A 24,708-nucleotide genomic window follows, 5' to 3' on the forward strand; every position below is an offset into this window, starting at 1 on the left:
GACGGCCCGCCCTGAACAAGGGCCCAATTCCTAAAGGAAAACTTCAAAGGACCCGCCTTGGCGGACCGGAGGAGTCTTGCCCGATGCCACCCTGGCATTCGGCATATCGAAAAGCGGCCCCGCGCATTGGAGGTTTAGGACAACGGGCCGCCTATGGAAGAAGCGAAGGAGGAACCCGCAATGGCGGATCAATCAACAAACTCCGCGCAGACTGCCGAGGCCGACAAGGGCTATTGGCAGGCGAACCTGCGTCTCATCTACATCAGCCTCGTGATCTGGGCGCTGGTGTCTTTTGGATTCGGCATTCTGCTGCGTCCGCTGCTGTCTGGCATCGCCGTTGGCGGCACCGATCTGGGCTTTTGGTTCGCTCAGCAGGGATCGATCCTGGTCTTTTTGGTGCTGATCTTCAACTACGCCTGGCGCATGAACAAGCTGGACGCCGAATACGGCGTGGATGAGGAGTAAGCGGAATGGACCAGTTTACCATTAACCTGCTCTTTGTCGGCGCGAGTTTTGCGCTGTACATCGGCATTGCGATTTGGGCCCGCGCGGGTTCCACATCGGAATTCTACGCCGCCGGTCGCGGCATTCACCCGGTCACCAACGGTATGGCGACAGCGGCAGACTGGATGTCTGCAGCCTCGTTCATCTCGATGGCGGGCCTGATCGCCTTCACCGGCTATGACAATTCGACCTTCCTGATGGGTTGGACCGGTGGTTACGTGCTGCTGGCACTGCTACTTGCACCCTATCTGCGTAAGTTTGGCAAATACACCGTCTCGGAGTTTATCGGCGACCGTTTCTACAGCCAGACCGCACGTATCGTTGCCGTGATCTGCCTGATCGTTGCTTCGGTGACTTATGTTATTGGTCAGATGACCGGTGTGGGCGTGGCCTTTGGCCGCTTCCTCGAAGTATCGAACACCTCCGGTCTGCTGATTGGTGCCTGTGTCGTGTTTGCTTACGCGGTGTTCGGTGGGATGAAAGGCGTGACCTACACTCAGGTCGCTCAGTACTGCGTACTGATCACCGCCTACACAATCCCGGCGATCTTCATCTCGCTGCAGCTGACCGGTACGCCGGTTCCGGCGCTGGGTCTGTTCAGCGACACCGCAAGCGGTGAACCTCTGCTGACCAAGCTGGATGCGATCGTGACCGAGCTGGGCTTTAATGAATACACAGCTCATCACTCGAACACGCTGAACATGGTTCTGTTCACACTGTCGCTGATGATCGGCACCGCCGGCCTGCCGCACGTGATCATGCGCTTCTTCACCGTACCGAAAGTGTCTGACGCACGCTGGTCGGCTGGCTGGACGCTGGTCTTCATCGCTCTGCTGTATCTGACCGCCCCTGCGGTTGGCGCAATGGCGCGTCTGAACATCACCGACATGATGTGGCCCAACGGTGGCATCGAAGGTGGCGCTGTCTCGGTCGAAGATATCGACAATGATCCGCGCTATGACTGGATGCAGACGTGGCAGAAAACCGGTCTGTTGGACTGGGAAGACAAGAACGGCGACGGCAAGATCCAGTACTACAACGACAAGAACGCCGACATGCAGGCACTTGCCGAAGAAAAAGGCTGGGTTGGAAACGAGCTGACCAAGTTCAACCGCGACATCCTGGTTCTGGCCAACCCCGAGATTGCCAACCTGCCGGGTTGGGTGATCGGTCTGGTCGCTGCCGGTGGTCTTGCGGCTGCTCTGTCGACCGCTGCGGGTCTGTTGCTGGCGATCTCGTCGGCGGTATCCCACGACCTTGTCAAAGGTGCGATCAACCCGCAAATCTCTGAAAAAGGAGAACTGCTGGCTGCTCGTATCGCAATGGCTGTGGCCATCGTTGTGGCAACCTATCTGGGTCTGAACCCACCGGGCTTTGCGGCGCAAACCGTGGCCCTGGCGTTTGGTCTGGCGGCTGCCTCGATCTTCCCGGCGCTGATGATGGGGATCTTCTCGACCCGCATCAACAATACCGGCGCGGTTGCGGGCATGCTGGCTGGTCTGACCGTAACCCTGGTCTACATCTTCCTGCACAAGGGCTGGCTGTTCATTCCGGGCACCAACTCGTTCACTGATGCTGATCCGCTTCTGGGTCCGATCAAGTCGACCTCGTTCGGCGCCATCGGTGCAATGATCAACTTCGGCGTCGCTTACGTCGTCGCCGGAATGACCAAAGAGACTCCGCCGGAGATCGTTGAATTGGTCGAAAGCGTGCGTATTCCCCGTGGCGCAGGCGCAGCTCAGAATAAATGAGTATGATGCGGTGCATGGATCCTTTTCACGTACCGCATCTTTCGACCGACTACTCCCGCCCGGCACTATGCCGGGCGGGATTTTTCAAAACCGGAAAGCCAGGATTTGACGATGCCCCTGTCTCATGACGAAATCACCCGGTTCCTGAAATCCGTCCACCCCTATGATGCCTTGCCCCCAGAAACACTGGATCAGATCGCCAATCAGGTCGAGGTTTGGGAGGTCGAGGAAGACTTTGCCGTGTACGAACTTGGGCACACCCTGCCCGGCGTATTCGTGATCTATGAAGGGCACGTTGAAATCACCGATGAGAATGACGCCGTGGTATCTCATCTTGGTCTGCGCAATTCGTTTGGTGAGCGTGGGCTACTGAAAGACGGGAAAGCCGCAACCAAGGCGCGCGCGCATACGCCATCCGTTTTGCTGGTTCTGCCGCCAGATCTGGTGCGCGAGTTGATCGATGGGCATGACGTCGTTTCGAAATTCTTCAACCGGACCCGTTCGAACCGATCCGGTCCGCAAAGCCTGGCGACCAGCGCGATTGACGTTCTTATGGCGCATAACCCTGCAACCTGCCCACCGGACACATCAGTTCAAGAAGCCGCCCGGATCATGCGTGACAAGCACATTTCATCCTTGTGCGTCACCGAAACGGATAGCCTGCTGGGCATCGCCACCTTGCGCGACATCTCGGGCAAATACGTAGCCAATGGCATGCCCGCAGAGACACCGGTGTCAGCGATCATGACGGCGAACCCAATCACCCTGTCGCCATCTGATATTGGATCGGACGTTCTGCATGTGATGATGGAGCGCGGGATAGGTCATATCCCGATCAGCGAAGGTGGACGCTTGGTCGGCATCGTAACGCAAACGGATCTAACCCATTATCAGGCGGTGAATTCGGCAGAGCTTGTCCGCCAGATCGCTCAAGCGGACTCGGCGGATCAAATGGCGGTGGTAACGGCTGAAATCCCGCAGCTTCTGGTGCAACTAGTGGCTGCCGGAAACCGGCACGAGATCGTGACGCGGCTGATAACAGACATTGCAGACACGGCAACCCGCCGACTGTTGGCCTTGGCCGAGGACAAGCTGGGCCCAGCACCCGTTCCCTACTTGTGGTTGGCTTGTGGGTCGCAAGGGCGGCAAGAACAAACTGGAGTATCCGATCAGGACAACTGTCTGATGCTGGACGACAGCGTGACCGATGCCGATATGAAGTACTTCGCCGAGCTTGCCAAATACGTCTCGGATGGCCTGGACACCTGCGGATATTTCTTTTGCCCGGGCGACATGATGGCGACCAACCCACGATGGTGTCAGCCGGTGCGCGTCTGGCGCGACTACTTCAACGGATGGATCGCCAAACCGAACCCCGAGGCGCAGATGCTGGCCTCAGTCATGTTCGACCTGCGCCCTATCGGCGGGGCCTTTCACCTGTTTGATGATTTGCAAGCCAAGACTTTGGCAGCGGCCAACGCAAACTCGATCTTTGTGGCACACATGATCTCAAATTCGCTAAAACATACGCCTCCGTTGGGTCTGTTGCGCGGGTTTGCGACCATCCGGTCTGGTGAACATCGCAATACGCTGGACCTCAAACACAATGGCGTGGTCCCCGTCGTCGATCTTGCGCGAATCTACGGCCTTCAGGGTCAATTGACCGAAGCCAATACTCGGGCGCGTCTGAAAGCAGCCGCATCTGGCGGCATCCTCAGCCCCTCGGGCGCGCGGGATTTGCTGGATGCGTATGATCTGATCGCAGAAACCCGCCTTGAGCATCAGGTCAGGCTTGTGAAGGGTGATCAAAAGCCGGACAATTTCCTGCCGCCCTCGGACCTGTCGGATTTTGAGCGAAGTCATCTTCGGGATGCGTTCGTTGTGGTAAAAACCATGCAATCGGCAGTAGGTCACGGCAAGGGAATGCTGGGCTAAAGCGGCAATAACTATTGGCGACTACGCCAGACATACGGAGAGTCACATGTTTCTGGAACTGATCGGCACAATATTTGCAGGCTTTGCTTTCGCGGGCATCGTAATGGTTCTGAACAAAGTGACGGGTGGCCGCCTGCCCCGCTGGATGACGCCCGTTGCCGCAGGTCTCGGCATGATCGGCATGACGATTACCAGTGAATATTCCTGGTACGACCGCACACGCGATACCCTTCCCGAAGGTATGACCGTCATTCAAGAGGTTGAAAGCCGCGCCTTCTATCGCCCCTGGACCTATGCTGTGCCCTTCGTAGACCGCTTTGCCGCCATTGATGCCGGTTCTGTTCGCACAAATGAACAGGTTCCCGAACAACGGTTGGTGGAACTGTATTTCTTTGGTCGCTGGGCCCCGGTCTCAAAACTGCCGGTCGTGGTCAACTGCAAAGAGTTCAGCCGCGCCAATCTTGCGGATGGGGCAGAATTCGCGGATGACGGGCGGCTGCTGAACGCCGACTGGATCGACGTCACCGCAAGTGACCCAATCGTCGAGGCAACCTGCGGAGTGTGACATGCTGAACCGGTTAAGCCTGCGTCTGCGCATTTTCCTGTTCTTCTGCCTGTTGGCCTTTGGCGCTCTGACCGTCAGCTCTCTGGCGCTGTGGATCAGCTATCGACGCGTTGCTGATCCTGATCTGCTTGATTCATTCATCTTTGCCGAAATCCTGATGGGTTTTGGCTTTCTGGCTTTGACTGCGGCGGTTTGGTTATTATTCGACGACAATGTCGCCAAGCCAATCGAACGGATATCCGCCCAACTTAGGGCCCGCGCGCATGCCGGAGTTAGCACCGAATTGGACACACAGGCCGCGCGATATCTGGGTGATCTGGCACCAGCCGCGGCCGGACTGGCCGACCAATTGTCCGGTAAAACCATGGACGTAGCACAGGCCGTGGCCGAAGAGACGGCACATCTGGCGGCAGAAAAACACCGTCTGACGGCCTTACTGACCGAAATTCCAGTTGCGATGCTGTTGGCGAGCCCAACACACAAGATCGTTTTGTACGATGGTCAGGCGGCCGAGGTTCTGGCACAGGTTGCGCATCCCCGGCTGAATGCCTCGTTGTTTGAATACCTGCAATCTAATCCGCTGGAGGAGGCTCATGCCAAACTGGTGAAAACCGGGCTGGAGGTCGCCTGCACGCTAACCAGCGTCGATGGTACGCAGAGTTACCGCGCGCGCATGAAGCCCCTTGGCGGCGCACCCGGATACATGCTGATCTTCGAGGACAGTGCCGCGAACATCGCACCCGAAGCCGCACGGCCTTTGGTGTATGACTTTGACTTGCTGAACACGTCGACGGACGAGACCGTCGAAAACCTAGCTCTGCAGGATTTGTGTTTCGTCGTGTTTGACACCGAAACCACCGGACTACTGCCACACAAGGACGAAATCGTTCAAATCGGAGCTGTGCGGGTTGTCAACGGGCGCATCGTGGACGGAGAGCAGCTGGACATGCTGGTTGATCCTGGCATCCCGATCCCTCCGGTCTCGACCAAGGTGCACAAGATCAGCGATCGCATGGTTCAGGGTGCGCCGGGCATCGCCGATGCCGGGCGCGCGCTGCATCAGTTTGCCCGCGATGCAGTGATCGTGGCCCATAACGCGCCATTCGACATGGCCTTTTTGCGGCGACATGCAAACCGCATGGATGTCGATTGGGATCACCCCATTCTGGATACGGTTCTGTTGTCTGCCGTGCTGTTCGGGGCAAGTGAAAAACACACGCTGGACGCCCTGTGCGAACGATTAGACATCACAATTCCCGAACATCTGCGCCACACCGCTTCGGGCGATGCCGTCGCAACCGCCGAAGCGCTGGTCAGAATGCTACCGATGCTGCAGGCGCGCGGCATGACAACCTTTGGCCTAGTCGTTGAGGCAACGCGCCAACATGGCCGTCTGTTGGAAGACCTGAACTAGTTCAGAAAACACGCATACCGGACGCAGCTTTTCATGGACAAACCCCGCTCGTCGTGGCACCTGAGGCACGGCCACGGGATTAGCGCGCAATGACGGAAAAACAATTCACTCCAACCCCGGATCAAAGCACCGCTTTTCGCGAAGCGTTGGGGTGTTTCGGAACCGGTGTGACGGTGATCACCACGAACACCGATCAGGGCCCTCGAGCCATTACGGTCAACTCGTTCGCGTCGGTATCGCTGGACCCGCCACTTGTTTTGTGGTGCTTGGCCAAAGACTCCAACCGGTTCGACGATTTCAACACCAGCCGACATTATTCGATCCACGTGATGGGACAGGATCAACAGGAACAGGCCCTGCGCTTTGCTCGCGACGGCAAGGATTTTTCGCACGCGGAATGGGCCCACGACCCGGCGCGCCGGCCACAATTATCCGGTTGTCTGGCGCGGTTCGATTGTCAGGTGCACGCCCAACACGATGCGGGGGATCACCTGATCATTGTTGGTGAGGTTCAAAAGGTCATGTACCGCACCGGCAAAGGTTTGATCTTTAAGCGCGGTCAATTTGGCGGCTTTGCGGATCTGATCTGACGGTTATTCGTCCAATGACCCATGTACGGCCAGAGCCTCTAGCTGAGTCTCTTGCGGCGTGATCACACGGAAAGCCTCACGCACTCCGGCGTCTGACAGCTCACGCGAGACGGTCAGCAGCGTGTTTGGGTTATGCTCATCACACAGCTCGGACATGTGGGCGATCTCGGCCCGTGCGACGTCCATGGCGGCCTCGACCGACGGTGCCCCGTAAAGCTGCACAAAGTGTTCAGCAAGGCTCTGCGCGATCTGATCCAGCTCGCCCTGTTCCACCTGCGTGACCGCGACGAATGTTACCCGCCCAAAGGTTTCCACGCCTAACCAGCCATTCGCAAAAGCCTGACGCGCTTTGCCTTCAAGATCGCCTTCGCCCCAATTTGAGAACTCGAATCCGCCCGAAATGCACCATTCCCCGGTTCGCGCCGGGGAGTGGAACACATTCATGTCGCTTTCGTCGAAATGGATTGCGCGCGCTAGTTTCATCATCCGTTCTCCAACAATTCCGTCAGCGGGCGAAGCTGTGTATCTGAACCATGCCGGATCAGCATGCCGAACCGTTCATCCGTCCCCAGAAACACGCCCGTTTCACCGAAGGGCTCTCCTACTCCGCGCAGCAGGCCTATCCATTCTCCGTGCACAGGCGCGTTGCCGTCTTCTTGCCAGCGGTTCAGCCATGTCATCATGTGCCGCGACCAGCTTTCGACAAGCTGCGTTGCCGAGACATCCGCGCAGCCCTCGTCGTAAAGTGCGGTGACATCCGGGTTTTCGCCCGGTGCCTGACTGGTTTGCAGCAGCGCCAAATCCCAACCGACGATCAGCCAATCCGGTTCTGCTTCTGGATCTGCATCCGAAGCTGCCACACGGAACATTCCGCATTTGGCCCCATTCACACAGATCAGCCCGTCCCAGCCCAGATGGACCGCGACCTCAGGCGGGGCCAGCGCGCCCAGCGCGTTCTGAAACCCAACGGCACAAAGCGGCACCATTGCCATCGCATCGCGCAAGACAACCTCGGGGGCAAAAACGATGGCCACACGCAGACGATCGGCCTGAATGTTATAGACTACGGTACCGCCATCACAGCCCAGCGCGGCCATTGCCTGCGCGCGCTCGAACGGGTCTTCCCCTCCCTGCACCGGGTGGCCCGTTAGCAAAGGGGGAAAGACCGGCTCGTTCATGCGTTGCCCTTGGCAATCATGCCGCGCGCAATTTGGCGGAACGCTTCGGCTTGCGGACTGTCGGGCTTGCTGACCACGATCGGTGCACCGCCATCAGCGGCAACGCGGATATCCAGATGCAGCGGGATTTCACCCAGCAAGGGAACGCCCAGCGCCTCGGCCTCGGACTTCACACCGCCATGGCCGAACACATGTTCTTCATGCCCGCAGTTCGAGCAGATATGCGTCGACATATTCTCAATCATCCCAAGGATGGGCGTCTTGAGCTGGTTGAACATGTCGATCCCCTTGCGGGCATCGATCAGAGCCACGTCCTGAGGTGTCGAGACAACAATGGCGCCATCCACGTTGAACTTCTGGCTCAGCGTCAGCTGCACGTCACCGGTGCCGGGCGGCAGGTCAACGATCAGCACATCCAGCGCGCCCCATTGCACCTGACCCATCATCTGTTGCAACGCGCCCATCAGCATGGGGCCACGCCAGACAACAGCCTGACCTTCATTGGTCATCAGGCCCATCGACATCATGGTGACGCCGTGGTTGCGCAATGGCAGGATCGTTTTGCCGTCAGGACTGGCCGGACGGCCCGAAACACCCAGCATCCGCGGTTGCGACGGTCCATAGACATCTGCGTCCAACAGCCCCACGCGTCGCCCTTCGGCCGCCAAGGCACAAGCCAGGTTGGCAGAAACCGTGGACTTGCCAACGCCGCCCTTGCCCGAAGCCACAGCGATAATTCTGTCCACACCCGGCACGGCTTGCGGACCAGTCTGCGAGGGTTTCGGTTTCGGCTTCAGATCTGGCGGTGCCTTTTCGGAATGTGCGGTCAGCATGGCCGAGACCGTGGAAACACCGTCGACCAACTTTGCGGCCTGTTCGGCTGCGGCACGGACGGGTTCCATCTGCTCGGCCTGCTTGGGGTCGATCTCAAGCACAAAGCGCACAGTGTCCCCTTCGACGTTCAGCGCGCGAACAACTCCAGCGCTGACGATGTCCTGTCCAGAGACGGGGTCGGTGATCTTTCTCAGGTTTGCAAGAACTGCGTCACGAACACTCATGCGTCATTCTCCTTTTGGAACCCGCTGGCCAGGGCTCTGCGTATCGACAAGCTGTGGTTGCCGTTCATTGCACGTGTCTCCGTCTCATTCAGTTCATTTGACGCATTTGGTGCCGTGCCGTTAGGCTGTGGCATGCGCTTTGTCCTCTTGTGCCTGAGCCTGACGCTCTCTGCCACCCCCTCTTGGTCGCAAGAGGCGATTGGTCTTGCCGCGCCGGACGAGGTTGCTGACTCTGGTCTGCTGCAACATATCCTTCCTCGCTTTTCTCTCAAGACCGGGATCCGGGTTATTGCAGATGATGCCGGCGTTTTGGTGCTGGAAACCGCCCCTCCGGGTGATCCTGTGTTCGCGCGCGACGGTGTGATCTATCACCTTCGGATCGAAGAGGACGCCAAACATGTGCGATTCCGCGACTGGCTGCTGTCCGATATCGGAAAACGGACGGTTGAAAGCTACGCGCCAGAGCAAGGCGCGCCCTTCTCGGCCAGCTTCGATATCGCTGCCGTGGAAGCCGAAACAGTTATCGACGGCGATACGCTGCGCGGCGAGGAATTGTCGATGACCCATTGCGGCCGGTGCCATGTGATCGGGCTCAAGAACCGGATGAATGGTCTGGGTTCGACCCCCTCTTTCGCGGTGCTGCGCGCCATGCCAGACTGGTCAGAACGGTTCGAGGCGTTCTTCGCCCTCAATCCGCACCCCTCGTTCACACAGATTGACGGGCTGACACCTCCGTTTGATCCACAGCGTCCATCGCCCATCTATCCCGTCGAGATGACGCTGGACGATCTGGAAGCCATCCTTGCCTTTGTCTCGGTCATTACCCCAGCGGACTTGGGCGCACCCTTACAGCTTCAGTGATCCTTTCGTTTTGAGAAATAATCCTCGGTCGTAACGACACGAGGTTTCGGGTTAGACTGGAACGGGTTGTCCTCTTGCTGGAACTGTGCGTTCACGCGGCAATTGTCACACATCTGGATCATCCGCGCCTTGTCCGAGGAGGCAAACATCGGATGTGTACCCGCAAGCTTTTCCATGATCCGTTCCACGGTGGACTTAACTCCGAACAGTGCCCCGCATTCTACACAAGCAAAGGGCTCCTCTTCATTCAGCACCTGTTGAGACAGGGCTGCATCGCTCAGGTCAAGCTGTGGGACAAGAGCAATTGCGTCCTCCGGGCAGATGCCTTTGCACAACCCGCATTGCAGACAGGCATCCTGCTGGAAGTTCAATTGCGGCTTGTCCGGGTTATCGATCAAAGCACCCGACGGGCACAGCGACACACAGCTGAGGCACAAGGTACAGGCGTCTGTGTTCACCGCGACCGCCCCATAGGGGGCGTTTTCCGGCAAGGGCAGCGGCTCTTCGGCTTTGGGGTTGAGTGCCTGCGCCGCCAAACGGGCGATCTGGCGGCGGTTACCCAATGGCAGCACCGGGTCGGCCAATGGCTGAGGGACATCTTGGGCATAAAGGACATCAGACAGCGCATCCGGGTCGGCCTCATCCACCAACCCCAGGGCATTCGGCCCTGCAATTGCCTGCGCCAAGGCCAGTTCGCGGTCCAACGCATCCCGCTCGGTCGTTGGGGATAGCAATACGTCCACACGCGCAAAACCATGCGCCAAAGCAGCCAGCATCTCGGCATGGCCAAAGCCTGAAATCACACTCAGCTCCAGCGGAATCACATCGGCAGGCAAGCCACGTCCAAAACGGGCGGCCAGGCGGATCATCTCGGCCCCGTGGGCATAATGCACCAGCAAGCGCGGCGCGGTGCCACCGGCCCGCCGATAGGTGCGCGCCAGGATGTGCATCCGCGACAGCAACGCCGAAACCGGCGGATCTTCGTAGGTTATTGCGGTCGATGGACACACTGCCGCGCATTCACCGCATCCGGCGCAGATCATGGGATCGATTTCCACATGCTCACCTGCGGGTGTGATTGCTCCTGTCGGGCAGATATCCAGACAGTTCGTGCAAGCAACCTGTTCTGCCCGAGAATGGGCACACAGCGTTTCTTCCATCCGCACATAAAGTGGCTTTTCGAAGGTGCCGACCAATTGGGCCGCCTCAAACGCCAGCCGTTCGACGGACAATGGATCTTTGGGATCAGCCCGCAGATAGCCTTCGCGCTTGGTCGGAGCCTGAACCAAAGGTGTGTCGCCGGTCAGGTCCAGAACGATGTCACAGCCCGATTGTGCCCTGTCACGTGCCTCTGTCCAATTAAAAGCTCCGCGACCGCCGGGCTCAAGCTGCTGAAACGCGTCAAGCTGCAGGGTAAACCCACCCAATGCGCCGTTCAGCGATTTGATGCGACCACGCACGACGTCGAACGCGCGCGACATCGGTTCGGCGCCATCCGTGACCAGTACTGTAACTGCAAGCGTAACGGCCAGTTTTTCAGCAAATGCAAATGCAACATCGCCGGGACCGATGATCAGGCATGTGCCTTCGCTATAGACGTTTACGCTGGGCGTCACCGGCTGCGGCAACAAGGCTTCGGCGGCCAGGGCGGCCATCTTGGGGGCCGCATCCGCGCCCTCATCAGACCACCCGGCCCTGTCACGAAGATCAACAAAGCCCGGGGCGTCCACATTCAGTTCTTCGGCCAGGGCCTGAAACACCTCCTGCTCTTGCCCGCAGGCTATGATGGTGTCCCCCTGTTGTATCGCCGCGGCCGCCGCTTCCAACTCTCGTGTGCAAAGCGCTGTGAAAACCTTGGAACATTCCATCTCGCAGGCCGAACCGATCTTGTCGGAATTCAGAGGTTGAGACCCGGCGCAATCGCATAACAGTAGTTTGGTGCCCATGATCCTCCCCCGGATACTTCTCCACCTCTTCGCATCGCAGGCTGTATCCCCGTTGCTGGAATGTAAACCCTTTGGGACAGCGGGCCATTTGGCCACGGAAACCCCTTTCTTTACAATAAACAAAGGCGTCCGTTTGTGGGGATCACTATTTTGCTACCAGCCATTACGACTAAGGTCGTACGACGCGGGCTTGGCACCTGAGCGCTTTGTGTTCCATAGTGGACCAAGGGGAAGGCATGGGAGAGCCTTCCGGGGAGGAGCCAGTGGCCAAGGCCGCAAGCCAGATTGAAATGCCAATCGGCGTCGTCGTGCGCAAAACACCCGGTGTAACCCGCTGGGCGAAATGGAATTGGCGCGCCATTGCCGTGTTGCCCGGTGCCGGACCTGCGGACTGGCACGAAATGCGACGTGAAGGCGAGGCCATTGAGTACCACGCAGCGACCCTGCCCCTGACGCTTTGGGCGGACGAAACTGAAGCCTACATGGTGAACCTGTCGGACGGCCAGCCGTCGATCTACCTTGTCCTTCGTGATGCGCTGGATGGCGAAAGGCCGATGGATGCGGTGCTGGTAACGGCGTCGCCCTTCGAAGGTCAGGACTATGCCGATACCGGTGAAGAGATCGTTGAGAAAATTCCGATGACCGATGGGTTGATCGCCTGGGTGCGCGACTTCGCTCTGGAACATCATAACGACGAAGTCTTTGTGAAACGCCGTCGGGACAAAAAACGGATCGATTTGGTCGAGGACGGCAAGGGTGACGCACGCATCCGGCAAGAGTCAGACGTGTACCGCGCCCCGCGGAGGATCGTGCAGTGACCCAAGTCCGCGATTTCTGGTCCCGCCGCAAAGCGGCAGTACAGGCCGAAGCCGAAGCCGAAGTCATCGCGATTGAAGAACAGGCCATTGCCGCCCAACACGCCGAACTGGAAGAAAAATCCGATGCGGAGATTCTAAATGAACTCAACTTGCCCGACCCTGACGAATTGCAGGCGGGTGATGACGTCTCGGGCTTTATGGCCAAGGCGGTGCCTGACCGTCTGCGCCGTCGTGCCTTGCGACGGCTGTGGCGGCTGAACCCGGTTCTGGCCAATGTCGATGGCCTTGTGGACTACGGCGAGGATTATACCGACGCCGCCTGCGTGATCGAAAATATTCAGACCGCATATCAGGTTGGCAAAGGTATGCTTGCACATGTCGAGGCGCTGGCGGCTGAGGCCGAAGACAGCGAGACGGACGAAACAATTGAACCGGATGAACCGCAGGACGAACCTGCGTCACCCGAAACCGCGACACCAGAGCCCGTTTTGATGGCCGAGGTGGACATAGCGCCGGACCTGTCTGAGGAGGCTGAGGTCACCCCTGCCCCACGCCGCATGAAATTTGAATTCGAAGGATAACCTGATGACCGCAAGTGAAGCGCAACAGATGAATGTCTCGGCAGAGGATCGCATGCGCGCGGATTTCTACAACTTTCTGGGGCTGCTTCTGTCTGCGCCGCCCGATCAGATGCTGCTGGATCAAGTATCCGGTCTGACTGGCGATGAGACCGATCTTGGACAGGCCATTCAGTCCATGGCCCGCGTCGCCAAAGTGACCAAGCCCGCCGCAGCAGAACGCGAATTCAACGCGCTGTTCATCGGGTTGGGACGTGGCGAGCTGCTGCCCTACGCCAGCTTCTACCTTACTGGATTCCTGAATGAGAAACCGCTGGCGCAGCTTCGCAACGACATGGCAATGCGTGGCATTACCCGAGCCCGGAATGTCTTTGAACCGGAAGACAACATCGCTTCATTGATGGAGATGATGGCGGGCATGATCGTTGGTCGCTTCGGCGCAGCTGCATCTTTGGAAGACCAGAGGGCATTCTGGAACAAACATATCGGCCCTTGGGCCATGCATTTTTATTCGGATTTGGAAGGCGCCGAAAACTCGGTTCTCTATGCCTCGATCGGCACAGCCGGTCGGGTCTTCATGGAGATCGAGCGCGAAGCCTTCCGAATGACGGCAGCGTGAAGCGCTGTCACTCACCAGCGCCCCAAGGGGTGCTAACTCGCAAATGGGAGAGGAGAAACCCATGAGCAAGACCAAGGAAGAAGGCGCAACGCGCCGCGACTTCCTCAAATTGGCTGGAACTGCAGCGCCCGCTGCCGTTGCCGCCGCCAGCCTGAGCGGAAAAGCCGAGGCAGCCGAGCTGCCTACGGATGAGAACCGCATTCAGGATACCGCGCACACGCGCGCATACTTGAAAAGCGCACGCTTCTAGCGCGACGACAGCGCCCGGCTCTAACCCGGACGAGGTCACACCCGACTGACGGTTGCGATTGGCCCTGACGTCGGCACCAGCAGTACCAAGCCAGCCGTGGCTCACACGGCGCGCAAGGGAGGAAACAAATGCTTAGGAAAAAGACCAACGGGGTTGCGAGACGCCCCCAGCGGACAAGTATCCTGTCCCAGGTCGGCGAGAAAACCGTCGATCGCCGCGCATTCCTGCGTGGCTCGGGCCTGACGATCGGCGGCCTTGCCGCGATCAGCGCCACGGGTGGAACCGTGACGCCAGCCAGTGCCCAGACAGCGGCCAATCAGGCCGTCGAAAATATCAAATCCATATGCACCCACTGCTCGGTCGGCTGTACCGTCGTCGCCGAAGTGCAGAACGGCGTCTGGATCGGGCAAGAGCCCGGTTGGGATAGCCCGTTCAATCTGGGCGGACATTGCGCCAAGGGGGCCGCAGTTCGCGAGCACGCCCATGGCGAGCGTCGCCTCAAGTATCCGATGAAAAAGGAAGGCGGCGAGTGGAAGCGCATCAGCTGGGAAGAGGCGATCAACGAGATCGGCGACGGCATGATGAGCATCCGCGAAGAATCCGGACCGGACAGCGTGTACTGGCTAGGCTCGGCCAAGCATAACAACGAACAGGCCTACCTGTTCCGCAAGTTCGCCGCCTATTGGGGCACGAACAACGTGGACCATCAGGCGCGTATCTGCCACTCAACCACGGTTGCGGGTGTTGCGAACACATGGGGCTACGGCGCCATGACCAATTCGTACAACGACATCCATAACTCTCGGGCCATCTTCATCATCGGCGGCAACCCGGCCGAGGCGCACCCTGTCTCGCTGTTGCATGTTCTGCGCGCGAAAGAGCAGAACAACGCGCCACTGATTGTCTGCGACCCGCGCTTTACGCGCACCGCGGCCCATGCCGATGAGTATGTCCGCTTTCGCCCCGGCACAGACGTTGCTTTGGTCTGGGGTATTCTGTGGCACATCTTCGACAACGGATGGGAAGACAAAGAGTTCATCCGCACCCGTGTCTGGGGCATGGATCAGATCCGTGAAGAGGTTGCCAAGTGGAACCCGGAAGAGGTTGAGCGCGTCACCGGCACCCCCGGTTCGCAGCTAAAGCGTGTTGCACGCACCATGGCCAACAACCGTCCCGGTACGGTGATCTGGTGTATGGGTGGCACGCAGCATACCAACGGCAACAACAACACCCGCGCTTACTGCGTACTACAGCTTGCGCTTGGCAACATGGGCACCTCGGGTGGCGGCACCAATATCTTCCGCGGCCATGACAACGTTCAGGGCGCAACGGACCTTGGTGTCCTGTCCCATACCCTGCCCGGCTACTACGGCCTGTCAAAAGGTGCATGGGGCCACTGGGCCCGTGTCTGGGGTGAGGAACCGGAATGGCTCGCTGGTCAGTTCGCCACGATCAAGGACAAGGAAGGCAAGGACAAACCGCTTCAGAACGAGCGCGGCATCCCGGTCTCCCGCTGGATCGATGGTGTTCTGGAAGACCCGGCAAACATGGATCAGGACAACAACGTCCGTGCCATGGTACTGTGGGGCCACGCGCCCAACTCGCAGACCCGGATGACGGAAATGAAGACGGCGATGGAGAAGCTGGACATGCTGGTCGTGATCGACCCGTATCCTACAGTTTCCGCCGTTTTGCATGACCGTACCGATGGTGTCTACCTGTTGCCCGCCTGTACGCAATTCGAAACCCGCGGCTCGGTCACGGCATCGAACCGCTCGCTGCAGTGGCGTGACAAGGTGGTGGAACCGCTGTTCGAAAGTCTGCCGGACGAGGTCATCATGGCCAAGTTCGCCAACAAGTTCGGCTGGGCGGACCGTCTGTTCCGAAACATCGAAATGGACGACCCGGAAACACCGAATGTTGAAAGCATCACACGTGAGTTCAACTCGGGCCTCTGGACCATCGGTTACACCGGTCAGTCACCGGAACGTCTGAAAAGTCACATGGCCAACCAGCACACGTTCGACAGAACCACTCTGCAGGCCATTGGTGGACCCAACGACGGCGAGTATTACGGTCTACCCTGGCCTTGCTGGGGAACGGCTGAGATGGGTCATACGGGGACACCAAACCTCTATGACATGTCCAAACCGGTGGCCGAAGGCGGCCTGACCTTCCGCGCCCGTTTCGGCGTGGAACGCGATGGTGACAACCTGCTGGCCGAAGGGGTCTATAGCGTTGGGTCGGAAATTCAGGATGGATACCCTGAATTCACGATGCAGATGCTGATGGACCTTGGCTGGGATGGCGATCTGACGGCCGAGGAACGCGCGGCCATCGACGCCGTCGCGGGACCAGAGACCAACTGGAAGACCGACCTTTCCGGCGGCATCCAGCGGGTCGCGATCGAGCATGGCTGTGCGCCCTTCGGGAACGCCAAGGCCCGCGCGGTTGTCTGGACCTTCCCGGATCCGATCCCAATCCATCGCGAGCCGTTGTATACTCCGCGTCGCGATCTGGTAGAGGACTATCCGACCTACGAGGACCGTCAGGCCTATCGCCTACCCACGCTCTATGCATCGATTCAAAAGAACGACTTTTCAAAGGATTATCCGATAATCCTAACGTCTGGTCGTCTGGTCGAGTATGAGGGCGGCGGCGATGAGTCACGGTCGAACCCGTGGCTGGCCGAGCTGCAGCAAGACATGTTCGTCGAGATCAATCCGCGCGATGCCAACAATCTGGGCATTCGTGACGGGGCACAGGTCTGGGTCGAAGGTCCCGAGGGCGGCAAGGTCAAGGTGATGGCGATGCTGACCAACAGGGTCGGTGCCGGCGTGGCCTTCATGCCGTTCCACTTTGGCGGCCATTTTCAGGGCGAAGACCAGCGGAATAAATACCCTGCTGGTGCCGACCCCTATGTCTTGGGTGAAAGTTCCAACACCGCCCAGACCTATGGCTATGATTCAGTGACCCAGATGCAGGAGACCAAGTGTACTCTCTGCAAGATCTCGGCAGCGTAAGGAGAACGATAATGGCTAGAGCAAAGTTTCTCTGCGACGCTGAACGCTGCATCGAGTGCAACGCCTGCGTAACCGCGTGTAAGAACGAGCACGAAGTGCCTTGGGGCATCAACCGCCGCAGGGTGGTGACGATCAATGACGGCAACCCGGGCGAACGCTCGATCTCGGTGGCCTGTATGCATTGCTCAGACGCGCCTTGCATGGCGGTGTGCCCGGTCGACTGCTTCTATCAGAACGAAGAAGGCGTCGTCCTACACTCCAAGGACCTGTGCATTGGCTGCGGCTATTGCTTTTATGCGTGCCCCTTCGGTGCGCCGCAATACCCGCAGGCGGGCAACTTCGGATCACGTGGCAAGATGGACAAATGTACCTTCTGCGCCGGTGGTCCCGAAGAAAACAACTCGACCGCAGAGTTCGCAAAATATGGTCGCAACCGGATCGCTGAGGGCAAACTGCCCATCTGCGCCGAGATGTGTTCCACCAAGGCCCTGCTCGCCGGTGACGGCGATGTGGTCTCGGCCATCTACCGTGAACGCGTCGTGGCGCGCGGATTTGGATCGGGCGCATGGGGTTGGGGCACCGCCTACGACCAGAAGGACGGGTAAACCCGCCTTCATGAACCAAACAGACGACCCGCATCCGTGGGTCGTCTGAACAGGGATTTTGACCGAGGTTCAGATGTTCCGCTTACTCGCCATATTGCTGCTGACATTTTCGATGGCCCAAACCGCCATCGCCCAATCAAGTGAAACCGAAGCCGCCGCACCAGCCGACAGGACGGCGACTGGTGGTGCGACTACGCTTGAGGATATCATGGCGCGCCAGCGCGGCGAAAAGGTGGATGACAGCTATCGCTCGGATAATACCGGCCAAAGTAACGCCGAAGGCCTGCTTGGCCAGTTGGGCACGCGCGGAATTGCCTCGGACAGCGATGTCTATCGCGCACTTCGCTACGGCTCGGCGGATGTGACCGTCTCATCTCATGGACCGGCCGCAACGGTACTGATCCAGGACGGCGGCATGTGGTGGCTGAATTTTCGCACCGGTCCTTTGCGTGAATACGGATCTTACATCATCGGCGGTATGCTTGTTCTGTTGCTGCTGTTTTTCCTGATCCGCGGAAAGATCAGGATTGATGGTGAAAAGACCGGGCGGAAGATTCTGCGTTTCAACGGGATTGAGCGATTTGGGCACTGGTTGTTTGCCGGGTCCTTCCTGATCCTGGGCATCACCGGCCTGTTAACTTTGTACGGGCGTGATTTCCTGATCCCCGTTTTTGGCAAAGAGGGGTTCGCGACAATCGCTCAGGGCTGCAAATGGCTGCACAACAACCTGGCTTGGGCTTTTATGCTGGGGCTGATCATCGTGACCGTGAACTGGATTTCTCATAACATCCCGAACCGCACCGACCTGAAATGGCTGGCTGCTGGGGGCGGATTGTTCACCAAAGGCAGCCACCCACCCGCCAAGAAATTCAACGCCGGGCAAAAGATCATATTCTGGCTCTGTATTCTGCTGGGCGTCTCAATCAGCCTATCCGGTCTGTCGTTGCTGTTCCCATTCGAAATGCCACTGTTTGCCAAGACCTTTTCGATCGCGAATTCGACCGGTATTCCGCAGATGCTTGGGCTGAACCTGCCCGTGCAGATGTCCCCGCAGGAAGAGATGCAATACGCCCAGATCTGGCACGTCATGGTCGCCTATGCGTTCATCGCGATCATCCTGGCTCACATCTATCTGGGCTCGGTCGGCATGGAAGGTGCCTTTGACGCCATGGGAACCGGAGAGGTGGAAGAGCAATGGGCGCGCGAGCATCACTCGCTGTGGCTGGAAGAGGTGCAGGCAAAAGAGGCCAGCGAAGGAGCGGCCTCGCCCGCCGAATAAATGCGCAAGCTGGTTCTGGCTCTGGCACTGATGCCCCTGCCCGCAATGGCCGAGTTCTATACGCTTAAGGGTCACGGCGGACCCATCATGGGGATCGCCACCGCACCCGATGGCCGGATCGCCACGGCCAGCTTTGACAACTCGGTCGGTGTTTGGACGGATCAATCCCCAAACTGGTTGGAAGGCCACGAAGCCGCCGTCAATTCGGTCGTTTTTAACGGCACGGCCATCTATTCGGCAGGAGATGACTTCACCCTGCGCCGGTGGCCCGGAGGTCAGGTTGTTGGTCAGCACAAAGGCAAGATCGTGGGCGTGGCCGCATCCAAAACCCACGTGGCAACGGCCAGTTGGGACGGCACAATCGGCCTATGGCCGGTTGACGGTTCGGCGTCATCGATCCTCGGCCCCACTGGCAGTGGCATAAACGCCGTCGAATTCTCTGCAGACGGTTCGGAACTGTATTCCGCAGGTATCGATGGTTCACTGCGCATATGGGACGTTGCCAGCGGACAGGAAACGAACCGGTTCGTGGAACACGGATTTGGCATCAATGAACTGGCACTTAACGAACAGGACAACTGGATTGCGTACGGCGCGGTTGATGGCGTCACCCGCATCCTCGACCTGACAACCGGCGACGAGCGTGATTTCACTTTGGAACGCCGACCAATCCTTGCATTGGCGCTCAGCCCGGATCGCAGCATGCTGGCCGTCGGAGATGGCGAAGGCTATATCATGGTGATCGACACGCTCGAATGGCGCATCGCGCAGGATTTCAGGGCCACCTTACGCGGCCCGGTCTGGGCGCTGGCCTTTTCGCCTGATGGGCAGAACCTACACGCGGGCGGCATTGACGAAGCCATGTATAGCTGGCCAGTCGCCTCGCTTGGCGACCAGGAACAGATGGCCGCGACAGAACCCAGCTTTCTCAAAAACCCTGAGGAAATGGAAAACGGGGAACGCCAGTTTGCCCGCAAATGCTCGATCTGCCACAGCCTTACATCGGATGATCAACGACGCGCGGGTCCATCGCTGCATGGTGTGTTCGGGCGCAAGGCGGGTACGCTTACCGGATATTTTTATTCGGACACGCTGCAAGACTCTGATATCATTTGGAATGAAGAAACGATAAACGCTCTATTTGACGAAGGGCCGGACCACTACACTCCGGGGTCGAAGATGCCGATGCAGCGGATCACCGAACCCAGGGACAGGGACGACCTTATCGCCTTTCTACGCCGCGCCACGGCACCGGAAAACTGAGCTGGAGGAGACTATGAAAGCCTTTCTTGCCGCTGTCGCTGCCATGGTGGTGATCACAGTCGCTGCGCCTTTTGCACTGCAACAGATCGGTTTCAGTGCTGCGGATTCCGGCACCAGCTCGGCTGTGCGTCTCGACTGAATGTCCGAATATCTGACCACCAAGGAACTGGCCGATCTGCTGCGCATTGGCGAGCGGAAGGCCTATGATCTTGCCTCATCGGGTGAGGTGCCTTGCGTGCGTGCCATGGGCAAACTGCTGTTCCCTCGGGCCGAGGTGATTGCATGGCTGAACGCCTCGCGATCCGGCCCGGAAGTGGCCGAACCGCCCCTGCCCCCGATTGTCGCTGGCAGTCACGATCCGCTGCTGGACTGGGCGCTGCGCGAAAGCGGTTCGGGGTTGGCGACCTATTATGATGGCTCATTCGACGGACTAACCCGCCTGAAAGACCGGAACGCGCAGGCGGCAGCGCTGCACATTCATGAGGATGGCGGGTTCAACACCCAGACCCTGAAAGACGCTTTGGGTGAGGCCCCGGTCGTTCTGTTCGAAGTCGCGCAGCGCCAGCGTGGTTTGCTGCTGGCACCGGGCGCATCGGAAATCCAGGGTTTTGCGCAGCTAAAAGGCCGACGTGTCATCCTGCGTCAGGACAGCGCGGCCAGCCAACGGTTGTTCGACGCACAGCTTGAGGCCCACGAAATAACCCGCAACGATCTGGAAACCCTGCCCACTTGCGCCCGCACAGAAGAAGAGTTGGCCATTGCCCTGCATGACAACAAGGCCGAGGTCGGGTTCGGACTAGGCGCATTGGCTGGGCTGTACGATCTGGGATTTGTTCCCACGCATACCGAACGCCTGGACCTGGCGATTTGGCGTCGGGCCTATTTCGATGACCCGATGCTGAAATTGCTCAGCTTTGTGCAGTCCGACCGGTTCCTGACCCGCGCCGATGAGTTTGGTGGGTATGACCTGTCCGGTCTGGGAACGATCCACCACAATGGCGCCAGCGGGTGATCCCCTATTTCGCGTTCGGAAAGAACAGCTGCTGACCATTCAACTCAAAGGCCTCGATGGCTGCCTGCCCGTCCGGGCCGATTAGCCAATCGACAAACCGCTGCCCTGCCGCCGCCCTTACACCCGCGTGTTTTTCGGGGTTCACCAGAATAACGCCGTACTGGTTGAACAAGCGCGGGTCACCTTCGACCAACACTTCAAGGTTTCCACGGTTGCCGAAGGACTCCCATGTCGCACGATCCGTCAGGGTATAAGCATCCATGCCACTGGCGACGTTCAACGTCGCGCCCATGCCTGAACCGGTTTCCCTGTACCACGTACCCGATTCCGCAGCCGGACCTACTCCGGCGTCGTTCCAGTGGCGCATTTCAGCCTTATGGGTTCCGCTGTCGTCCCCGCGTGATGCAAAGGGAACTTCGGCCTCAGATACCGCGGTCAAAGCGGCCACGATATCCGATCCGCCCTTCACCTTGGCCGGGTCTGATTTGGGACCTACAAGAACGAAGTCATTATACATCACGTCAAATCGTTCAACGCCCCAGCCGTCTTCGACAAACTGCTCCTCGTCGGCCTTTGCATGGACCAACAGAACGTCACCATCCCCATTGATTGCGTTACGGATCGCCTGCCCGGTGCCCACAGCAACAACGCGCACGTCGATCCCGGTTTCCGCCTCGAACCATGGAAGGATGTAATCCAACAGTCCCGAATTTTGGGTCGAGGTCGTTGATTGTACCACGATAAATGGTTCTTCGGCCAAGGCCGGACCTGTAAACAAGCCAAGTGAAACCAATGCTGCCCGAATGAAATTCCGGATCATTCTAAACTCCAGATTTTTTGTTATGTCACCAATCCGCCTGCAAGATACCTGCGCGAGGCATCACTTTTGGGATCGTCCAATACCTGACGCGCATCGCCATGTTCAACCACATGACCGCCCTGCATCATGACGACATCCGATGCCAGCCGGCGCGCCTGACCGATGTCATGGGTCACCATAACAATGCGCACCCCCCCTTCTGATGCGCGCAGGATCATCCGCTCAATCACCTGAGTGGCGCCGGGGTCCAGCGCGCTGGTCGGTTCGTCCAGAAACAAGGTATCCGGGTCCAGCGCCAGCGCGCGCAGGATGGCCAGCCGCTGCGCCTCACCTCCCGACAGCGATCTGGCCGCTTGCCGTGCTTTGCCTTCAAGCCCGCCTTGGGCCAGCAAATCAGCAATACGCGTCTTGCGAGCAACGCGCTGCAGGCCCTGCCGTTTCAGGACAAAATCCAGATTGGCTGCAACGGACCGGCGCAGCAAGACGGGTTGCTGAAACACCATCGCCTGCCGGGCCTTGTGATCAGCATTCAAAGGAACTCCATCTTGCTCCACGTACCCTTTGTCCGGCGCAATCAGCCCATGCAGGCACCGCAGCAACAGGCTTTTGCCCGCGCCGTTCGGTCCAAGGATTAAGGTCGGCCCCGGCCCGCTCAATGTCAGGTGCGGAACGTCCAGCAATGCGGTGCCATTACGCGCAATCTGCAATCCGTTAACGGTGATACGCCGCGCCATTTCCGAGACCAGATCACGCATGGCGCAACCCTTCTCTCTCGGCCCGCAGGCTAAGCGTGCTGACCATGGCGTTCACCGCTATGGCAATACCGATCAGGATCGCCCCGAGCGCCAGAGCCAGCGCAAGATTTCCCTTGGACGTTTCCAGCGCGATGGTCGTCGTCATCACCCGCGTCACGTGATTGATGTTTCCGCCAACGATTATGACCGCCCCAACCTCGGCAATGGCGCGGCCAAATCCGGCCAGCAAGGCCGTGACCAGCGCCAAACGCGCATCCCACAGAAGTACTGGCACAGACGCCAGCCGCGACACGCCCAAGGATCGGAGCTGTTCCGAGTACTCCTCGGCCAGCATCTCGACCACCTGCCGCGTCAACGCAGCGACGATGGGCGTCACCAAAACAACCTGCGCAATGATCATCGCGGTCGGTGTGTAGAGCAGTTCAAGGACGCCCAAAGGCCCGGATCGCGACAACATCAGATAAACCAGCAAGCCTACGACCACCGGCGGGAACCCCATCAGCGCGTTCATAAGAATGATCAAAACCCGCCGCCCCGGAAAGCGTGCAACGGCCAGCGCAGCGCCAACAGGCATGCCAATCAGTGCAGAAATCAGGACGGCAAAAACGGAAACTTTCAGGGAAAGCAGCACAATTGCCCAAAGCTCTGGATCCCCATTCAGGATCAGAGTGAACGCTGTATTGAATTCTGATGCAAATCCCTGCATTTTCTTCGGACTATCGCCAGTTTCGTATGAAATGCGCTGTTATTCATAGAATTCTACGCCATTTCGATCTCAAGTACAGACACATTTCCGACATAAGAAACAGGAAACGCGGCCCCGTTTGGGACCGCGCTTTTTCAGTCAGTGCGAAGCGGATCAGTTCAGAGCCGCATCCGTGATCTGGTGCGTCCAAGCGCCGTCTGGCTGCTTGGTGATCACAGGATCGGAACCGCCCGCCAACAGGGTGGCAACGGTACGCTCAAAATCGGCAGGGTCCAGCGAACCGTTCGAACCTGAGGTCAGCTTCGCGATCTCGCCCATCATGCGTTTCTGATGCTCTTCGGTCTGGGCGCCGGTCTCATCGTTTTCCAGCACGATATCGGCTGCCTCATCCGGGTGTTCTTCGGCGTATTTCCAACCCTTCATCGAGGCGCGAACGAAGCGTTCCATCTTGTCGACAAACGCTGCGTCCCCAAGGTTCTCTTCCAGAACATACAGGCCGTCCTCCAATGTCGCGACACCCTGATCTTCGTACTTGAAGGTCACCAGCTCATCCGGGTTGACGCCGGAATCGATGACCTGCCAATATTCGTTATAGGTCATGGTGCTGATGCAATCGGCCTGACGCTGCAGCAGCGGGTCGACGTTGAAGCCTTGCTTCAGAACTTCCACACCGCTTTCGCTTTTGCCACCCGTGTCGATACCCAGTTGGCTCATCCAGCTCATGAATGGGAATTCGTTGCCAAAAAACCAAACGCCCAGCGTGCGGTTCTTAAGGTCTTCGGGTGCCTCGATCCCGGCATCTTTCCAGCAGGTCAGCATCATACCCGAGCTTTTGAACGGCTGCGCGATATTGACCAAAGGCAAACCCTTTTCGCGTGCGGCCAGCGCGGCGGGCATCCATTCGACGGTCACGTCAGCGCCGCCACCTGCGATCACCTGCGTCGGTGCAATGTCTGGTCCACCGGGCAGAATAGTGACGTCCAGCCCCTCTTCCTCGTAGAACCCCTTGTCCTTGGCAACATAGTAGCCCGCGAACTGAGCCTGCGTGACCCACTTCAGTTGCAATGTCACCTCATCCGCAGCGAAAGCCGAACTGGCGGCCAGACTAAAGGCGGCTATCGCCCCGCTGAGTAGCTTATTCATCTTCATATCTCCTAGTTGCTGTTGGTGCCCCTTTT

Annotated in this window: 25 protein-coding genes; 17 read left to right on the forward strand and 8 right to left on the reverse strand. The window is 58.7% G+C overall.

The genetic code is table 11. The annotated features are described in order from the left end of the window. Nucleotides 1-180: 180 nt before the first annotated feature. The 6 genes from AC2FLJ_RS02335 to AC2FLJ_RS02360 all read left to right on the forward strand — a co-directional run bounded on the left by AC2FLJ_RS02335 (nt 181) and on the right by AC2FLJ_RS02360 (nt 6,759). Entirely contained in the window at nt 181-465 is a 285-nt protein-coding gene (locus tag AC2FLJ_RS02335; RefSeq protein ID WP_058274238.1) for a DUF4212 domain-containing protein, read from the forward strand. Nucleotides 466-470: 5 nt separating this feature from the next. Further along, nucleotides 471-2,255, forward strand: coding sequence for a sodium:solute symporter family protein (locus AC2FLJ_RS02340; protein WP_058273825.1), 1,785 nt, complete (start codon nt 471-473; stop codon nt 2,253-2,255). Between the two features lie 111 nt (nt 2,256-2,366). Continuing rightward, complete coding sequence (locus tag AC2FLJ_RS02345; RefSeq protein ID WP_496695161.1) at nt 2,367-4,190, forward strand: DUF294 nucleotidyltransferase-like domain-containing protein; 1,824 nt, start codon at nt 2,367-2,369, stop codon at nt 4,188-4,190. A gap of 46 nt (nt 4,191-4,236) precedes the next feature. After that, nucleotides 4,237-4,755 (forward strand): hypothetical protein, encoded by a 519-nt coding sequence (locus AC2FLJ_RS02350; protein WP_496695159.1) that lies wholly within the window; start codon nt 4,237-4,239, stop codon nt 4,753-4,755. Nucleotide 4,756: 1 nt separating this feature from the next. Beyond that, the gene (locus AC2FLJ_RS02355; RefSeq protein ID WP_496695157.1) at nt 4,757-6,169 is read left to right on the forward strand and encodes a 3'-5' exonuclease; all 1,413 of its coding nucleotides are present in this window, start codon (nt 4,757-4,759) and stop codon (nt 6,167-6,169) included. 89 nt (nt 6,170-6,258) lie between these two features. Then, entirely contained in the window at nt 6,259-6,759 is a 501-nt protein-coding gene (locus tag AC2FLJ_RS02360; protein ID WP_058278169.1) for a flavin reductase family protein, read from the forward strand. A gap of 3 nt (nt 6,760-6,762) precedes the next feature. Here the strand turns inward: AC2FLJ_RS02360 and AC2FLJ_RS02365 are convergent, their stop codons facing one another. Genes AC2FLJ_RS02365 through AC2FLJ_RS02375 form a run of 3 tightly spaced genes read right to left on the reverse strand, consistent with a single transcriptional unit; the run spans nt 6,763 to nt 8,995 of the window. Continuing rightward, complete coding sequence (locus AC2FLJ_RS02365; protein ID WP_108859096.1) at nt 6,763-7,242, reverse strand: DUF6505 family protein; 480 nt, start codon at nt 7,240-7,242, stop codon at nt 6,763-6,765. Continuing rightward, entirely contained in the window at nt 7,242-7,937 is a 696-nt protein-coding gene (locus AC2FLJ_RS02370) for a biotin/lipoate--protein ligase family protein (RefSeq protein WP_282168490.1), read from the reverse strand. Before AC2FLJ_RS02370 ends, AC2FLJ_RS02365 begins: the two co-directional genes overlap by 1 nt. Then, on the reverse strand, nt 7,934-8,995 hold the full coding sequence (locus tag AC2FLJ_RS02375) for an Mrp/NBP35 family ATP-binding protein (protein ID WP_058273829.1): 1,062 nt from the start codon (nt 8,993-8,995) through the stop codon (nt 7,934-7,936). Before AC2FLJ_RS02375 ends, AC2FLJ_RS02370 begins: the two co-directional genes overlap by 4 nt. Before the next feature lie 132 nt (nt 8,996-9,127). Here AC2FLJ_RS02375 and AC2FLJ_RS02380 point away from each other — a divergent pair, with 132 nt between their 5' ends. Continuing rightward, nucleotides 9,128-9,856, forward strand: coding sequence for a c-type cytochrome (locus AC2FLJ_RS02380; RefSeq protein ID WP_496704354.1), 729 nt, complete (start codon nt 9,128-9,130; stop codon nt 9,854-9,856). On the opposite strand, the gene AC2FLJ_RS02385 is transcribed toward AC2FLJ_RS02380, so the two are convergent. Further along, nucleotides 9,850-11,802 (reverse strand): 4Fe-4S binding protein, encoded by a 1,953-nt coding sequence (locus AC2FLJ_RS02385; RefSeq protein WP_496704355.1) that lies wholly within the window; start codon nt 11,800-11,802, stop codon nt 9,850-9,852. The genes AC2FLJ_RS02380 and AC2FLJ_RS02385 overlap by 7 nt on opposite strands. A 236-nt stretch (nt 11,803-12,038) precedes the next feature. On the opposite strand from AC2FLJ_RS02385, the gene AC2FLJ_RS02390 reads away from it, so the two are divergent. The 10 genes from AC2FLJ_RS02390 to AC2FLJ_RS02435 all read left to right on the forward strand — a co-directional run bounded on the left by AC2FLJ_RS02390 (nt 12,039) and on the right by AC2FLJ_RS02435 (nt 21,249). Beyond that, nucleotides 12,039-12,620, forward strand: a complete 582-nt coding sequence (locus AC2FLJ_RS02390; RefSeq protein ID WP_282118657.1) for a DUF3305 domain-containing protein — start codon at nt 12,039-12,041, stop codon at nt 12,618-12,620. Further along, on the forward strand, nt 12,617-13,201 hold the full coding sequence (locus AC2FLJ_RS02395) for a DUF3306 domain-containing protein (protein ID WP_496704356.1): 585 nt from the start codon (nt 12,617-12,619) through the stop codon (nt 13,199-13,201). Before AC2FLJ_RS02390 ends, AC2FLJ_RS02395 begins: the two co-directional genes overlap by 4 nt. A gap of 4 nt (nt 13,202-13,205) precedes the next feature. After that, nucleotides 13,206-13,817, forward strand: coding sequence for a TorD/DmsD family molecular chaperone (locus AC2FLJ_RS02400; protein ID WP_058277696.1), 612 nt, complete (start codon nt 13,206-13,208; stop codon nt 13,815-13,817). A 61-nt stretch (nt 13,818-13,878) separates the two neighbouring features. Further along, a complete protein-coding gene (locus tag AC2FLJ_RS02405; RefSeq protein ID WP_058273834.1) occupies nt 13,879-14,067 on the forward strand; it encodes a ubiquinol-cytochrome c reductase iron-sulfur subunit N-terminal domain-containing protein in 189 nt (62 codons plus the stop codon). A gap of 128 nt (nt 14,068-14,195) precedes the next feature. After that, a complete protein-coding gene (locus tag AC2FLJ_RS02410; protein WP_496704357.1) occupies nt 14,196-17,090 on the forward strand; it encodes a formate dehydrogenase subunit alpha in 2,895 nt (964 codons plus the stop codon). A gap of 11 nt (nt 17,091-17,101) precedes the next feature. After that, nucleotides 17,102-17,695, forward strand: coding sequence for a formate dehydrogenase FDH3 subunit beta (gene fdh3B / locus AC2FLJ_RS02415; RefSeq protein ID WP_058273836.1), 594 nt, complete (start codon nt 17,102-17,104; stop codon nt 17,693-17,695). A 73-nt stretch (nt 17,696-17,768) separates the two neighbouring features. Then, nucleotides 17,769-18,974 carry a formate dehydrogenase subunit gamma gene (locus AC2FLJ_RS02420; protein WP_058273837.1) on the forward strand — a complete coding sequence of 402 codons (1,206 nt, stop codon included), beginning with the start codon at nt 17,769-17,771 and terminating at the stop codon, nt 18,972-18,974. After that, entirely contained in the window at nt 18,975-20,237 is a 1,263-nt protein-coding gene (locus AC2FLJ_RS02425) for a c-type cytochrome (protein ID WP_496704358.1), read from the forward strand. A 13-nt stretch (nt 20,238-20,250) separates the two neighbouring features. Further along, on the forward strand, nt 20,251-20,376 hold the full coding sequence (locus AC2FLJ_RS02430; RefSeq protein ID WP_496695140.1) for a hypothetical protein: 126 nt from the start codon (nt 20,251-20,253) through the stop codon (nt 20,374-20,376). After that, nucleotides 20,377-21,249, forward strand: a complete 873-nt coding sequence (locus AC2FLJ_RS02435; RefSeq protein WP_282168497.1) for a substrate-binding domain-containing protein — start codon at nt 20,377-20,379, stop codon at nt 21,247-21,249. Nucleotides 21,250-21,253: 4 nt separating this feature from the next. On the opposite strand, the gene AC2FLJ_RS02440 is transcribed toward AC2FLJ_RS02435, so the two are convergent. The 4 genes from AC2FLJ_RS02440 to AC2FLJ_RS02455 all read right to left on the reverse strand — a co-directional run bounded on the left by AC2FLJ_RS02440 (nt 21,254) and on the right by AC2FLJ_RS02455 (nt 24,673). Further along, complete coding sequence (locus AC2FLJ_RS02440) at nt 21,254-22,069, reverse strand: ABC transporter substrate-binding protein (protein ID WP_282168498.1); 816 nt, start codon at nt 22,067-22,069, stop codon at nt 21,254-21,256. A gap of 20 nt (nt 22,070-22,089) precedes the next feature. Beyond that, complete coding sequence (locus AC2FLJ_RS02445) at nt 22,090-22,824, reverse strand: ATP-binding cassette domain-containing protein (RefSeq protein ID WP_282168499.1); 735 nt, start codon at nt 22,822-22,824, stop codon at nt 22,090-22,092. Beyond that, on the reverse strand, nt 22,817-23,530 hold the full coding sequence (locus tag AC2FLJ_RS02450) for an ABC transporter permease (protein ID WP_058277689.1): 714 nt from the start codon (nt 23,528-23,530) through the stop codon (nt 22,817-22,819). Before AC2FLJ_RS02450 ends, AC2FLJ_RS02445 begins: the two co-directional genes overlap by 8 nt. A gap of 153 nt (nt 23,531-23,683) precedes the next feature. Then, the gene (locus AC2FLJ_RS02455) at nt 23,684-24,673 is read right to left on the reverse strand and encodes an ABC transporter substrate-binding protein (RefSeq protein WP_108859098.1); all 990 of its coding nucleotides are present in this window, start codon (nt 24,671-24,673) and stop codon (nt 23,684-23,686) included. Between the last annotated feature and the right edge of the window lie 35 nt (nt 24,674-24,708).

Source organism: Ruegeria sp. CDSA034, from assembly GCF_059612275.1.